Origin of the sequence: Paramagnetospirillum kuznetsovii (assembly GCF_003284725.1) — a bacterium.
In the GTDB taxonomy this organism is placed as follows: domain Bacteria; phylum Pseudomonadota; class Alphaproteobacteria; order Rhodospirillales; family Magnetospirillaceae; genus Phaeospirillum; species Phaeospirillum kuznetsovii.
The window spans coordinates 151,930-164,602 of sequence record NZ_PGTO01000001.1; the positions used below are offsets into that span (position 1 = coordinate 151,930).

Genomic DNA, 12,673 nt, shown 5'->3' on the forward strand with positions numbered 1-12,673 from the left:
CTACAGACTGAACCGTTCGCCGAGATAGACCCGCCGCACCCCTTCGTGGGCGACGATCTCGGCCGGGCGACCCTCCATCAGGACCGCGCCGTCGTGCAGGATATAGGCGCGGTCGATGATATCGAGGGTTTCGCGCACATTGTGATCGGTGATCAGCACGCCGATGCCGCGATCCTTGAGATGCGACACCAGGTCACGGATATCGGAAACCGCGATGGGATCGATACCGGCCAGCGGCTCGTCCAGCAAAATGAAATGGGGCCGCGACGCCAGGGCGCGGGCGATTTCCACGCGGCGGCGTTCGCCGCCCGACAGCGCCATGGCGGGAGCGCGGCGCAGATGGCTGATGGAGAATTCGGCCAGCAGGCTTTCCAGATCGTGTTCGCGCCGCTCGCGGTCGGGTTCGACCACTTCGAGGACGGCCAGGATGTTGCCCTCCACCGACAGGCCCCGGAAGATGGAGGCTTCCTGCGGCAGATAGCCGATGCCGAGACGGGCGCGACGATACATGGGCAGGGCGGTGATGTCCTCGCCGTCCATCAAGATAGCGCCGGTATCGGGCGAGATCAGGCCGGTGATACAGTAAAAGCAGGTGGTCTTGCCCGCGCCGTTGGGCCCCAGCAGGCCCACCGCCTCGCCGCGCTGGACGGAAATGGAGACGTCGCGCACCACGGGGCGCTTCTTGAAGCTCTTGCCGAGCCCCTTCGCCATCAGACCGGCGTTGGCGGTCACCAGACGCGGTCCGGCCTTGCCCTTGTCCGGAGCACCGCCCGGGTGCCCCTTGTCCAGGGACAGCGGCGCATGGGTTACAGGCTTCATCTCTCCCCTTCCCTCTTGAAGCCGGGGACGCTGCCGGAGAAGCTGGCGCGGCCCTTGGGCTCCGTATCCGCGGCGTCGCCTTTGTCGCCCTTTTTCTGGGGGATGAAGACGCCTTGCACCCGCTTGCCGGTATCGGCGCCGCCGGGCGTTCCGGGGAACAGCTTGCTCACCCCGGTGTTGAGGTTGACATGGGCCCAGCCGCCTTCGAGCTGATTGCCACCCTCGCGGCTGATCTTAACCGAACCGGAGACGGTGGCGATACCGGTTTCGGCGTTATAATCGCCGCGCTCACCGGTCACCACTTCGGTGGGGGTGATGATCTGGACATGGCCATAGGCGTCCGAGCGTTGCAGTTCAAGGCCGCCGCCGGAGTCACTCTTGGCGCCCGGCTTGCCATCCATCGGCTTGGACTGAGGCGCAGCGGGCTTGGCCCCCGGTTTGCCCTTGGCCCCGGCATTGGGATCCTTGTCCTTGAAATGGGCGGTCAGCACGTCGCCCTTCAGGGTCTTGGTATCCTGCGTCGCGACGGCGTCGCCGCGCAAAACCGCCATGCGCTTCAGTTCCCAGTATTCCAGCGAGTCGGTGGCCTGGAAGCTGTCGGTGGGGGTGACCAGCTTGGCGGGGCTGCCCTTCAGCACGAACACCGCCTTGTCCAGGTCGTAGATGGCCTTGTGGCCGGTGGCGGTATCGTTGGGGGAACGGATCACCACATTGCCGTCGGCGTCGAGGCGCCAGATCTCGTCGCCCTTGGCCCCCTTGCGGTAATGGGCGGTCAGCACGTCGGCGTCGATGGTCATGTCGCCACGGATGGCGTGGGCGTTGCCGCGCGCCACCACCCGCAATTCCTCGGAATGCCATTCGATGCCGTTGTCGGAATAGACCTGAATCTGCTGGTCGCCGGACTTGCTCATCTCGAAGCCCTGGGCAAGGGCGCCCGTCGTCAGGCCCATTGACGCCAAACCCAGCGATATCTGCACGCTCAGTAAGAGGGCGGTCGGCTTCATCGACTTTTGGCTCCCTTGCCCTGGCCCTTCGGCGAGGCACCCTTCAAGCTGAGATGGGCCTTGCCGGTGAAAATGATTTCGCGTCCCTTGCCCGCCAGCTCGAAACCGGTGGATTCGATGCGGCCTTGCGGGCCGTGTCCATCCACCGGATCGAACCCCTTGCCCGAATTATGCCCCAGATCGATCACGGCGGTCGGCGTGTGAAGTTCGTAACCGGCATCGTGGTACAGATTCACCCCGCCGGAAAGATCAAGAATCTTGGTGGACTGGTGATAGAGGCCGGTGACCGCGTCCACCACGATATTGGCGCCCGACGACGAGGTGAAGTCCGCCTTGGGCGCCTGCAGGTGAATCAGATCCGAATTGCCCGGTTCCTGGACCGCCAGATCCGAGGTCACCGCGAAGGGCCGGTTGGATTCGTCGACGCCGAAATACCGGGCGTTCTGCATGGCCAAGGTCTCCACCTTGGCGGAGGGCAGGTTGGCGAAGCCGATCTGGAAGCGCTTGTCCTCCATGGCCAGCTTGGGCCAGACCACCACGAGGGCCAGCAGCAGCGCCGCCAGACTGGGCAGCAGCACCTTCATGAAGCCGACGAAACGGGAATAGCGGGCGAAAGGCCCGGTCAGCGGCGCCCGCAGCCGCCGCCTGATCATTTCCATGGGATTGGCACCCGCCCGCGGAACCATGGCGCTATGCCACCCCCGCGCGCAGGCAGTCGTGCACATGCAGCACCCCCACCGGTGTGCCGTCATCTTCCACCACGAACAGGCTGGTGATGGATTTGGTGTTCATGATGCGCAGCGCCTCGGCCGCCAGCGAATTGGGCCCGACCGTCTTGGGCGCCACGGTCATGGCGGCCTCGGCCGACAGGTTCAGCAGATCCGAGCGCATGTGGCGGCGCAGATCGCCGTCGGTGATGATTCCGGCCAACCGGCCGCCCCGATCCACCACGCCGGCGCAGCCCAGGCTCTTGGCGGTCATCACCAGTAGAACCTCGGACATGACGGTTTCCAGCGATACCAGTGGCAGGCGGTCGCCGCCATGCATCAGATCGCGCACCTTGAGCAGGCGCTGACCCAGCTTGCCGCCGGGATGAAAGACCTTGAAATCGGCGGCGGTAAAGCCCTTGCGCTCCAGCAGGGTCACCGCCAGGGCATCGCCCAGCGCCAGCATCATGGTGGTCGAGGTGGTGGGCGCCAGCCCCATGGGACAGGCTTCCGGGATGGGTGGCAGTACCAGGGCGATGTCGGCCGAGGTGGCGAGCGTGCTGCCGTCCCGCGCCGTGATGCCGATCAGCGGGATTTCGAAGCGCCTTGTATAGGCGACGATGTCGCCCAGTTCCGGCGTCTCGCCCGAATTGGACAGCGCCACCACCGCGTCGTCGGCCGTCACCATGCCAAGATCGCCGTGGCTGGCCTCGGCGGGATGGATATAGAAGGCGGGCCGACCGGTCGACGCCAGGGTGGCGGCGATCTTGCGTCCCACATGGCCGCTCTTGCCCATGCCGGTGACGATGACGCGGCCCTTGGCCGCTTCCAGGATCCCCACCGCCGCCAGGAAGGCATCGCCCAGACCGGCGGCAAGGGCGCTCAGAGCCTCCGCCTCGATGGCGAGCACCCGGCGGGCGGTGGCGATATCATCGGCGGCGGATGTCATGGCGATTCAAAACCTAGCGGCGGTGCAGCCCTAACTATACGAATCCGGGTTTAGACGGAAAGGCAAAAGCAAGCGGCTGGTCCGTTTCCTGCATAAAATTCCGGTTCTTTCAAAACTGAACCGGATGGTTTAGTTTCATGGAAGCGTGTGGAGCAACCCAGTCTATGGCCAAAGTCGGACGCAAACCCTCGGCGAAACGGGAAGCCATTCTCGACGCCGCCCAAGCCGCCTTCCTGGAGGACGGCTATGCCGCCACCAGCATGGATGGGGTGGCGCTGGGCGCCTGCGTGTCCAAGGCCACCATCTATGCCCATTTCGCCAGCAAGGATCAGCTGTTCGCGGCGGTGATCCAACGGCGTTGCGAGCGGGAATCCGTCTTCCAGGCCCCGGAGGGACTGCCCGACGCCAGGACCGCCCTGACCCAGGTCGCCAGGCGGCTGTTGGGGCTGCTGCTGTCGCCCGAGGCCCTGGCCATGTATCGGGTGGTGGTGTCCGAATCCATGCGCCAGCCCGATTTGGCCCGCGCCTTCTATGAATCCGGTCCCGCCGCGGGCAAGGCTCAGATCGCCGAAATCATGGCGGAACTGGCGCGGCGCGGCGCCTTGACCCTGTCCGATCCCTGGCAGGCCACCGACATGTTCATCGGCATGCTGCGCACCGATCTGTTCATGCGCAAGCTGCTGGGCCTGCCCCTGCGCGAGGATCAATCGCCGGAGCAGGTCATCGACACCGCCGTGGACATCATGATGCGGGCCTATGGGCCTGTTCGGCCGCCCGTCGCTTGATGCTTTAACTGATCTTGTCCAGCTCGCGGACCACGGCTTCGCCCATGACGGTGGTCGAGACCTTGGCCTTGCCCGCCTGCATGATGTCGGCGGTGCGCAGGCCACCCTTCAACACGGTCTTGACGGCGGTCTCGATCATCTCGGCCTCGGCGTCCATGTTGAAGGAATAGCGCAGGCACATGGCGAAGGACAGGATGGTGGCCAGGGGATTGGCCATGTCCTTGCCCGCGATGTCGGGCGCCGAGCCGTGCACCGGCTCGTAGAGCGCCTTACGGCGTCCTTCGGCGTCGGCGGCGCCCAGCGAGGCCGACGGCAGCATGCCCAGCGAGCCGGTCAGCATGGCGGCACAATCAGACAGGATGTCGCCGAACATGTTCTCGGTGACCATGACGTCGAACTGCTTGGGATTGCGCACCAGCTGCATGGCGGCGTTGTCCACGTACATATGGGTCAGTTCCACGTCGGGGAACTCTTCCTTTTGCAGTTTGATCATCTCTTCGCGCCACAGCACGGTGCATTCCAGCACATTGGCCTTGTCCACCGAGCACAGCTTCTTGTTGCGCTTGCGGGCCAGCTCGAAGGCGACGCGGCCGATGCGGACGATTTCCGGGGTGGTGTAGACCAGGGTGTTGAAGCCCTTGCGGCTGCCGTCGGCCAGGGTCTCGATGCCGCGCGGCTCGCCGAAATACAGGCCGCCGGTCAGCTCGCGCAGGATCATGATGTCCAGGCCCGCCACCACGTCGTGCTTCAGGGTCGAGGCGTCGGCCAGGGCGTCCAGCACGGTGGCGGGGCGCAGATTGGCGAACAGGCCCATATCCTTGCGGATGCCCAGCAGGCCGCGCTCGGGCTTCTTGTCGAACGGCAGATCGTCCCATTTCGGGCCACCCACCGCGCCCAGCAGCACGGCATCGGCGGCCAGGGCGGCTTCCAGCGTCTGGGTGGGATAAGGCGTGCCGTGGACGTCATAGGCGGCACCGCCTAGCAGGCCCTCGGAGATGTCGAACTCGATCTTCCGCTTCTTCGCCATCCAATCGATGATGCGGCGAACCTGGGTCATGACTTCGACGCCGATGCCGTCACCGGGCAGAATCAAGAGCTTCTTGGCGGCCATGCTACTCTCCCACAAAGATCGAATGCGTGTGATGGGCTGTGATTACAGCCAAGGGGTGGAGGCCTTGCGGGCGTCCTCGAAGGCGGTGATCTTGGCTTCGCGCTGCAAGGTCAGGCCGATATCGTCCAGACCATTGAGCAGGCAATGCTTGCGGAAGGGATCGACCTCGAACGTGATGCAGCCGCCGTCGGGGCCGGTGATGGTCTGCTTTTCCAGATCCACCGTCACGATGGCGTTGGAGCCGCGCGAGGCGTCATCCAGCAGCTTGTCCACCTCGTCCTGGGGCAGGACGATGGGCAGGATGCCGTTCTTGAAGCAGTTGTTGAAGAAGATGTCGGCGAAGCTGGGCGCGATGACGCAGCGGATGCCGAAATCATTGATGGCCCAGGGCGCATGCTCACGCGACGAACCGCAGCCGAAATTGGCCCCGGCCACCAGGATCTTGGCGGCACGGTAGGCGGGCTTGTTCAGCACGAAGTCGGGAACCTCGGCGCCTTCGGGCGTGTAGCGCATCTCGTCGAACAGGTTCTTGCCCAGCCCGGTGCGCTTGATGGTCTTCAGGAACTGCTTGGGGATGATCATATCGGTATCGATATTGATCATGGCCAGCGGCGCCGCGACGCCGGTCAGGGTGGTGAACTTTTCCATCTGCTCTTCCATCTCCTTGCACCCCCACCCCCGGCCCCTCCCCACAAGGGGGAGGGGGGGAGCGAGATGACCCCAACCCCCCTCCCCTTTGATGGGGAGGGGGGCCTTATCTCTTGCTTTCCTCCCCTTGATGGGGAAGGGGCACCTTAGTTTTGCTCCCCTCCCCTTGATGGGGAAGGGGCACCTTCGTTTTGCTCCTCTCCCCTTGATGGGGAGGGGGCACCTTCGTTTTGCTCCCCTCCCCTTGATGGGGAGGGGTCGGGGGTGGGGTGATACCGCGTCGGCCTAGGCCTGAAGACCCAGCGTCTCGCGCACCACCCGCATGACCCCATCCATATTACCCAAGACATCGGAATTCCAGAATCTCAGAACCCGATATCCTTGCCCTTCAAGCCAAACCGTCCGCCGCGTATCGGCGATAACACCGTCTTCCAATCCGTGCTGGCCGCCATCGACCTCGATGATCAATCGCGCCGCGTGACTGGCGAAATCAGCGATATAGGGTCCAATGGGGGCCTGACGCCTGAAATGGAACCCGACGGTCTTCAACTCCCTCAAACATTTCCAAAGGGCGCGTTCGGCATCGGTCTGATTGGCCCTGAGCCACCTTGCCCGCGTGTCGGCCACCGTCCGCGCCCTCTTCAAGCATCCCCCGCCTCCCCCCTCCCCACGAGGGGGAGGGGGGAGGCGGGGTAATCCAAGTCTACAACGACCTCACATCCGTCAGCTTGCCGGTGATGGCGGCGGCGGCGGCCATGGCGGGGCTGACCAGATGGGTGCGGCCGCCGCGACCCTGGCGGCCCTCGAAATTGCGGTTCGAGGTGGACGCCGAGCGCTGGCCGGGCTTCAGCTGGTCGGCGTTCATGGCCAGGCACATGGAGCAGCCGGGCTCGCGCCATTCGGCGCCCGCCTCGATGAAGACCTTGTCCAGGCCTTCCGCTTCCGCCTGTTCCTTGACCAGACCGGAGCCGGGCACGATCAGCGCCTGGACGTTCGCGGCCACCTTGCGGCCCTTGAAGATTTCGGCGGCGGCACGGAAGTCCTCGATGCGGCCGTTGGTGCACGATCCGATGAACACCACGTCCACCGCGATGTCGGTGGCCTTCATGCCCGCCGTCAGACCCATATAGTCCAGCGAGCGCTGCACCGCCTTGCGCTTGGCCTCGTCCTTGATGTCGGCGGGATTGGGCACGGTGCCGGTGATGGCGATGACGTCCTCGGGGCTGGTGCCCCAGGTGATCTGCGGCACCAGGGCGGCGGCGTCGATGGTGATTTCGCTATCGAAACGGGCGCCGTCGTCGGTGTGCAGGGTCTTCCAGTAATGGACGGCGGCTTCGAACGCGGCGCCCTTGGGGCTGCGCGGCTTGCCCGCGATATAGGCGAAGGTCTTCTCGTCGGGGGCGATCAGCCCCGCCCGCGCACCCGCCTCGATGGTCATGTTGCAGACCGTCATGCGGCCTTCCATGGACAGGTCGCGAATGGCCTCGCCCGCGTATTCCACCACATAGCCGGTGCCGCCGGCGGTGCCGATCTTGCCGACGATGGCCAGCACGATGTCCTTGGCGGTGACGCCGGCGGGCGCCTTGCCGTTGACGGTGATGCGCATGTTCTTGGCGGGCTTTTGCACCAGGGTCTGGGTGGCGAGCACATGCTCGACCTCAGAGGTGCCGATGCCGAAGGCCAGCGAACCGAAGGCGCCGTGGGTCGAGGTGTGGGAATCGCCGCAGACGATGGTGGTGCCGGGCAGGGTGAAGCCCTGTTCCGGCCCGATGATATGAACGACGCCCTGGCGGATATCGTCCATGCCGTAATATTCGACGCCGAACTTCTTGGCATTGGCGGCCAGGGTTTCCACCTGGACCCGGCTTTCCTCGTTCTCGATGCCCTTGGACCGGTCGGTGGTCGGCACGTTGTGATCGGCCACGGCCAGGGTCAGCTCGGGATGGCGGACCTTGCGGCCGCTCATCTCCAGGCCCTCGAAGGCCTGCGGGCTGGTGACCTCGTGGACCAGATGGCGGTCGATATAGATCAGACAGGTGCCATCGTCTTGGACATCCACCAGATGGGCGTCCCAGATCTTGTCGAACAACGTGCGGAGCTTGGCCATGGCAGTTCCCTAACTAAACCCAATAACCATCGGAGCGGACGACCGGCATCCAGCCCCCCTCACCCCGACCCTCTCCCCCCAAAAGGTGGGAGAGGGAGCGATGCACTATGCCCTCGCCCGCTTGCGGGAGAGGGAGGGCCCCACGCCATGAGGCGTGGGAGGGTGAGGGCCGGACGACGAAAGTCGCCCGTCCTATTCCTCGGCGCTGGCGCTGGCGGCGGCCTTGGCGGCGCTTTCCACCTTGGCCGAGGCCTTGGCGGCGGCGGCATCGGCGCGCTCACCGGCGGAGACCTTGCCGGAATGGCCGGTGGTCTGCTCGGCGATACGGGCCGACTTGCCGCGACGGTCGCGCAGATAGTACAGCTTGGCGCGCCGCACATCGCCGCGACGGATCACGTCGATGGAGGCGATGTTGGGCGAATACAGCGGGAAGATACGCTCCACGCCCTCGCCGTAGGAAATCTTGCGGACCACGAAGGAGGAATTCAGGCCGTCGTTCTTGCGGGCGATGCAGACGCCTTCATAGGCCTGCACGCGCTCGCGATTGCCTTCGATCACCTTCACGTTCACCTTCACCGTGTCGCCCGGAGCGAAGCTGGGCACGCCGCGCGTGGCGGTCAGCTTCTCGATCTGCTCCTTCTCGAGCTGCTCAATGATGTTCACCATGGCTCAACCCTCACCTACTTTAGTGGCAGCGCGGTACCGATCCCACAGATCGGGCCGGCGCTGCCGGGTTATGTCCTCCGCCTGACGCTTTCGCCAGGCGCTGATCTTCTCGTGGTGACCGGACAGCAACACGTCCGGCACCGCCCGCCCGTCCCAAACCTGGGGGCGGGTATAGTGGGGATATTCCAGCAATCCCCACTCGAAGCTCTCTTCCGCCAGCGACTCCTGCTTGCCGATGACACCGGGAAGCAGCCGCACGATGGCGTCCAACATCACCAGCGCCGCCGTCTCGCCGCCCGAAAGGACGAAGTCGCCGACGCTGACCTCGAGCGCCCGGTGGGCCTCCAGCAACCGCTGGTCGACGCCCTCGAAACGCCCGCACAACACCCTGACGCCCGGCCCTTCGGCCAATTCGCGGACCAGCGACTGGTCCAGCAACCGCCCTCGCGGCGTCATATACACCAACGGCCCGACCCCCGGAGTTCCCCGGATGGCGGCGTCCAGCACGTCGGGACGCATCACCATTCCGGCCCCGCCGCCGAAGGGCGAATCGTCCACGTTGCGGTGCTTGTCCGTGGCGAAGCCCCGGATGTCCACCGCGTCCATGGACCAGATCGCGTCCTCCAGCGCCCGGCCCGCCAAAGACAGACCGAGAGGCCCCGGAAACATCTCGGGGAAGATGGACAACACGGTCGCCCGCCAGGGCTGCCTATTCTCCACCGTCCCGCTCCTCTTCGGCCGCATAGACCGGCGGGATCACCACCAGCCGTCCACCCGGCACATCCACCTCGGGCACCTGCGCCTTGGTGAAGGGGACCATCAGGTTTCCCTTCGGCGCCAGCGCGATGTCCAACACGTCACCGGCTCCGAAATCGTGCACCGCCGAAACGGTTCCCAATCTGGTTCCGGCCAAGTCCTCCACCGCCAATCCGATCAGGTCGGAATAGAGGAACTCGTCCTCCTCGACCTTCGGCAGGCGATGACGGGCCACCCAAAGCTTGGTGCCCTTCAACGCCTCGGCGGCATCGCGGTCCGCGATCCCCTCCAGGGTGGCGATGACCGAACCCTTGGCCTCGCCCGTCACCTTGAGACGGATCTTGCGGCTTCCGGTCTCGTCCTCCACCGGGGAGTAAAAGCCGATATCCTTCGGCTCCTCGGTGAAGCTCTTGATCCGGACCGCGCCCCTGACCCCATGCACGCCAACGATCAGGCCGACGCACACCCGGTCCGTCATGGCTTACTCGGCGCCCGCGATCCGATAAATCGGATCGCATTCGTCAAACATGGCCAGCGCGGAATACATTTATTCCGCGCTGGCGGGAGCTTCGGCTTCGGCGGCCAGGGCGGCGGCGCGTTCGGCGTTGTCCTTGGCGCGCTGCTGGGCCTTGGCCTTGGGCTGCGGCTTCTTGGTCTGCTCGGGCTTGGCGGTCTTGGCCACCAGGCCGCGATCGGCGAAGAAGCGGATCAGGCGGTCGGTGGGCTGGGCGCCGACCGAGAGCCAATGCTTCACGCGCTCGTCATTGAGGATCCAGCGCTGCTCGGATTCGACCGGCAGCATGGGGTTGTAGGTGCCCACCTTCTCGATGAAGCGGCCGTCACGCGGGCTGCGCGCGTCGGCGACGACGATCTTGTAGAAGGGGCGCTTCTTGGCGCCACCGCGGGAGAGACGAATCTTCAGAGCCATTGGTCTGTCTTCCTCTATAAAAAATTTTCCGACGGCAATTCCCTGGCGGGTTTCACCGAATGTCCCTCAATCGCCGGGCGGGTGGCTCCGCCACCCTTGGCTCCCGCGCCATGTGGCGCTGCCTAAGCCTTGCCCGCAACTCCTCGCCAAGGGCTTTACGCCCATGGCTCGTCGGGCTAGCGCCCGAACCTCATGGTGGGCGGCAAAAGTCCGCCGATGCCGTGACGCATCAGCCCCTTCTGACCCAATTTGCCGACCTTCTTCATCATGTCGGCCATCTGCTGGTACTGCTTGAGCAGCTTGTTGACGTCCTGCACGCTCATGCCCGACCCGGCGGCGATGCGCTTCTTGCGCGACGCCTTGATCAGGTCGGGATTCTTGCGTTCGGCCGGAGTCATGGAGGAGATGATGGCTTCCTGGCGGGCCACCATCTTGTTGTCGATATTGGCGTCCTTCAACTGGTTCGCCATCTTGCCCATGCCGGGCAGCATGCCGAGGATGCCCTTGAGATCGCCCATCTTCTTCACCTGGGCGAACTGCTTGCGCATGTCTTCCAGGTCGAACTTGCCCTTCTCCATGCGCTTGGCAAGACGCTCGGCCTCTTCCTGGTCGAGGGTCTCCATGGCCTTCTCGACCAGGCCGACGATGTCGCCCATGCCGAGAATGCGCCCCGCGATGCGGTCGGGGTGAAAGACTTCCAGGGCGTCCAGCTTCTCGCCAGCGCCGAGGAATTTGATGGGACGCCCGGTGACGGCGCGCATGGACAGCGCGGCGCCGCCCCTGGCATCGCCGTCGATGCGGGTCAGCACGATGCCGGTGACGCCGACCTTTTCGTTGAATTCGCGCGCCAGGGTGACGGCGTCCTGGCCGGTCATGGCGTCGGTGACCAGCAGGGTCTCGGTGGGCTTGGCGGCGTCGCGCACATTGGCGACCTCGGCCATCAGCTCCTGGTCGATATGCAGGCGACCGGCGGTGTCCAGGATGACGACGTCGTAGCCTTCCTTGCGGCCCATATCGAGGGCGCGCTTGGCGATGGCGACCGGCATCTCGCCCATGACGATGGGAAGCGAGCCGACCTCGGCCTGGCCCGCGAGAATCTGCAACTGCTGCTGGGCGGCGGGACGATAGACGTCGAGCGAGGCCAGCAGAACCTTCTTCTTCTCGCGCTTCAGCTTGAAGGCGATCTTGGCCGAGGTGGTGGTCTTGCCCGAGCCTTGCAGGCCGACCATCAGGATCACCACCGGCGGCACCGCCGACAGATTCAGCTCGGTGCCCTTGGTGCCCAAGGTGGCGATCAGTTCGTCATGGACGATCTTGATCACCATCTGGCCCGGGGTGACCGACTTGATCACCTCCTGGCCGACGGCGCGGGCCTTGACCCGGCCGATGAAGTCCTTGACCACCGGGAGAGCCACATCGGCTTCCAGCAGGGCGACGCGCACTTCGCGCAGGGCCTCGGTGACGTCGGCCTCGGTCAGCGCGCCGCGCCCCGTCAGCTTCTCGAACACCTGCCCCAGTTTTGAGCTTAAGCTCTCGAACATGCGAACCCGACACCCATAAGCAATTACACGCCGGTGCGCGTAAATTCGCGGACCGACGGGCCTCCGTGGAGGCGATGGTCTCCAGACATCTGAAGAGGGTGGGGTTGTAGTCCCACCCGGTCTCCAGAGTCAAGCGTCAAGACGAATTCAGGCCGCCCTGTCGATCAGATCGTACAGACTGTCCTCTTCCCGCCGCACCCGTGTCTTGAGCGAGACCAGCATTTGCCGCGTCGCGGCGACGAAGGCCGTGGGATCGCGGCCGATGGCGATGGGGCCTGCCCAATCCCGCTTATAGGCGTCGAAGGTCTTGGACAAATCGCCCATCTCGGTCTGGAAACTCAGCGCCACATGGCGCAGTTTGGGGTCGTCGGCGACGGCGCATTTCGGATAAAGCGCACTGTCCTCCATGGCCAGATGCAGCGAGAACTTGCCGAACAGATCGCGGACCACCGTCGCCACCAGGGCCGGGTCGGCGGTGATGCGGGCCACGTCGAGCATGGGCTCGAGCCGACCGACAATGGCGCGCAGCTCGTCATGATGCTTGCGGTAATGGTCTGTCTTTTTCATGGCGGAAATCCTTGGTTCTGATGTCGTATGGCGACAATAACCAAGCAAAATGATCAGGTAATTGACGGCGATCAAGCCCCGCCGA

At 64.8% G+C, this 12,673-nt stretch carries 15 protein-coding genes; 1 reads left to right on the forward strand and 14 read right to left on the reverse strand.

The features are described from left to right. Genes lptB through CU669_RS00665 form a run of 4 tightly spaced genes read right to left on the reverse strand, consistent with a single transcriptional unit; the run spans nucleotide 1 to nucleotide 3,479 of the window. Nucleotides 1-819, reverse strand: a complete 819-nt coding sequence (lptB, locus tag CU669_RS00650) for an LPS export ABC transporter ATP-binding protein (protein WP_239988458.1) — start codon at nucleotides 817-819, stop codon at nucleotides 1-3. Then, nucleotides 816-1,823, reverse strand: a complete 1,008-nt coding sequence (locus CU669_RS00655) for an LptA/OstA family protein (protein WP_112141881.1) — start codon at nucleotides 1,821-1,823, stop codon at nucleotides 816-818. Before CU669_RS00655 ends, lptB begins: the two co-directional genes overlap by 4 nt. Continuing rightward, the gene (lptC, locus tag CU669_RS00660) at nucleotides 1,820-2,482 is read right to left on the reverse strand and encodes an LPS export ABC transporter periplasmic protein LptC (protein WP_239988459.1); all 663 of its coding nucleotides are present in this window, start codon (nucleotides 2,480-2,482) and stop codon (nucleotides 1,820-1,822) included. Before lptC ends, CU669_RS00655 begins: the two co-directional genes overlap by 4 nt. Nucleotides 2,483-2,513: 31 nt before the next feature. After that, nucleotides 2,514-3,479 (reverse strand): KpsF/GutQ family sugar-phosphate isomerase, encoded by a 966-nt coding sequence (locus CU669_RS00665; RefSeq protein ID WP_112141882.1) that lies wholly within the window; start codon nucleotides 3,477-3,479, stop codon nucleotides 2,514-2,516. A gap of 164 nt (nucleotides 3,480-3,643) precedes the next feature. Here CU669_RS00665 and CU669_RS00670 point away from each other — a divergent pair, with 164 nt between their 5' ends. Further along, the gene (locus CU669_RS00670) at nucleotides 3,644-4,264 is read left to right on the forward strand and encodes a TetR/AcrR family transcriptional regulator (protein WP_112141883.1); all 621 of its coding nucleotides are present in this window, start codon (nucleotides 3,644-3,646) and stop codon (nucleotides 4,262-4,264) included. A 4-nt stretch (nucleotides 4,265-4,268) separates the two neighbouring features. Here the strand turns inward: CU669_RS00670 and leuB are convergent, their stop codons facing one another. The 10 genes from leuB to CU669_RS00725 all read right to left on the reverse strand — a co-directional run bounded on the left by leuB (nucleotide 4,269) and on the right by CU669_RS00725 (nucleotide 12,588). After that, on the reverse strand, nucleotides 4,269-5,375 hold the full coding sequence (gene leuB / locus CU669_RS00675; RefSeq protein ID WP_112141884.1) for a 3-isopropylmalate dehydrogenase: 1,107 nt from the start codon (nucleotides 5,373-5,375) through the stop codon (nucleotides 4,269-4,271). A gap of 42 nt (nucleotides 5,376-5,417) precedes the next feature. Next, nucleotides 5,418-6,023 (reverse strand): 3-isopropylmalate dehydratase small subunit, encoded by a 606-nt coding sequence (gene leuD / locus CU669_RS00680; protein ID WP_112142221.1) that lies wholly within the window; start codon nucleotides 6,021-6,023, stop codon nucleotides 5,418-5,420. Nucleotides 6,024-6,308: 285 nt separating this feature from the next. Then, the gene (locus CU669_RS00690) at nucleotides 6,309-6,668 is read right to left on the reverse strand and encodes an endonuclease domain-containing protein (protein WP_112141886.1); all 360 of its coding nucleotides are present in this window, start codon (nucleotides 6,666-6,668) and stop codon (nucleotides 6,309-6,311) included. Nucleotides 6,669-6,726: 58 nt separating this feature from the next. Continuing rightward, a complete protein-coding gene (gene leuC / locus CU669_RS00695; RefSeq protein WP_112141887.1) occupies nucleotides 6,727-8,130 on the reverse strand; it encodes a 3-isopropylmalate dehydratase large subunit in 1,404 nt (467 codons plus the stop codon). A 192-nt stretch (nucleotides 8,131-8,322) separates the two neighbouring features. Continuing rightward, a complete protein-coding gene (rplS, locus tag CU669_RS00700) occupies nucleotides 8,323-8,793 on the reverse strand; it encodes a 50S ribosomal protein L19 (protein WP_239988491.1) in 471 nt (156 codons plus the stop codon). A 6-nt stretch (nucleotides 8,794-8,799) separates the two neighbouring features. Then, nucleotides 8,800-9,540 (reverse strand): tRNA (guanosine(37)-N1)-methyltransferase TrmD, encoded by a 741-nt coding sequence (gene trmD / locus CU669_RS00705; RefSeq protein WP_112141889.1) that lies wholly within the window; start codon nucleotides 9,538-9,540, stop codon nucleotides 8,800-8,802. Continuing rightward, nucleotides 9,506-10,030 (reverse strand): ribosome maturation factor RimM, encoded by a 525-nt coding sequence (rimM, locus tag CU669_RS00710; RefSeq protein WP_112141890.1) that lies wholly within the window; start codon nucleotides 10,028-10,030, stop codon nucleotides 9,506-9,508. The genes trmD and rimM overlap by 35 nt, the downstream gene beginning before the upstream one ends. A gap of 69 nt (nucleotides 10,031-10,099) precedes the next feature. Beyond that, nucleotides 10,100-10,480, reverse strand: coding sequence for a 30S ribosomal protein S16 (rpsP, locus tag CU669_RS00715; RefSeq protein ID WP_112141891.1), 381 nt, complete (start codon nucleotides 10,478-10,480; stop codon nucleotides 10,100-10,102). Nucleotides 10,481-10,656: 176 nt separating this feature from the next. Then, nucleotides 10,657-12,021 carry a signal recognition particle protein gene (gene ffh, locus CU669_RS00720; RefSeq protein ID WP_112141892.1) on the reverse strand — a complete coding sequence of 455 codons (1,365 nt, stop codon included), beginning with the start codon at nucleotides 12,019-12,021 and terminating at the stop codon, nucleotides 10,657-10,659. A 147-nt stretch (nucleotides 12,022-12,168) separates the two neighbouring features. Then, the gene (locus tag CU669_RS00725) at nucleotides 12,169-12,588 is read right to left on the reverse strand and encodes a hemerythrin domain-containing protein (RefSeq protein ID WP_112141893.1); all 420 of its coding nucleotides are present in this window, start codon (nucleotides 12,586-12,588) and stop codon (nucleotides 12,169-12,171) included. Nucleotides 12,589-12,673: the final 85 nt, after the last annotated feature.

Coding starts and splice junctions, on each gene's coding strand:
- lptB (WP_239988458.1), bottom strand. CDS start 819: ATGAAGCCTGTAACCCATGCGCCGCTGTCCCTGGACAAGGGGCACCCG.
- CU669_RS00655 (WP_112141881.1), bottom strand. CDS start 1,823: ATGAAGCCGACCGCCCTCTTACTGAGCGTGCAGATATCGCTGGGTTTG.
- lptC (WP_239988459.1), bottom strand. CDS start 2,482: ATGGAAATGATCAGGCGGCGGCTGCGGGCGCCGCTGACCGGGCCTTTC.
- CU669_RS00665 (WP_112141882.1), bottom strand. CDS start 3,479: ATGACATCCGCCGCCGATGATATCGCCACCGCCCGCCGGGTGCTCGCC.
- CU669_RS00670 (WP_112141883.1), top strand. CDS start 3,644: ATGGCCAAAGTCGGACGCAAACCCTCGGCGAAACGGGAAGCCATTCTC.
- leuB (WP_112141884.1), bottom strand. CDS start 5,375: ATGGCCGCCAAGAAGCTCTTGATTCTGCCCGGTGACGGCATCGGCGTC.
- leuD (WP_112142221.1), bottom strand. CDS start 6,023: ATGGAAAAGTTCACCACCCTGACCGGCGTCGCGGCGCCGCTGGCCATG.
- leuC (WP_112141887.1), bottom strand. CDS start 8,130: ATGGCCAAGCTCCGCACGTTGTTCGACAAGATCTGGGACGCCCATCTG.
- trmD (WP_112141889.1), bottom strand. CDS start 9,540: ATGCGGCCGAAGAGGAGCGGGACGGTGGAGAATAGGCAGCCCTGGCGG.
- rimM (WP_112141890.1), bottom strand. CDS start 10,030: ATGACGGACCGGGTGTGCGTCGGCCTGATCGTTGGCGTGCATGGGGTC.
- rpsP (WP_112141891.1), bottom strand. CDS start 10,480: ATGGCTCTGAAGATTCGTCTCTCCCGCGGTGGCGCCAAGAAGCGCCCC.
- ffh (WP_112141892.1), bottom strand. CDS start 12,021: ATGTTCGAGAGCTTAAGCTCAAAACTGGGGCAGGTGTTCGAGAAGCTG.
- CU669_RS00725 (WP_112141893.1), bottom strand. CDS start 12,588: ATGAAAAAGACAGACCATTACCGCAAGCATCATGACGAGCTGCGCGCC.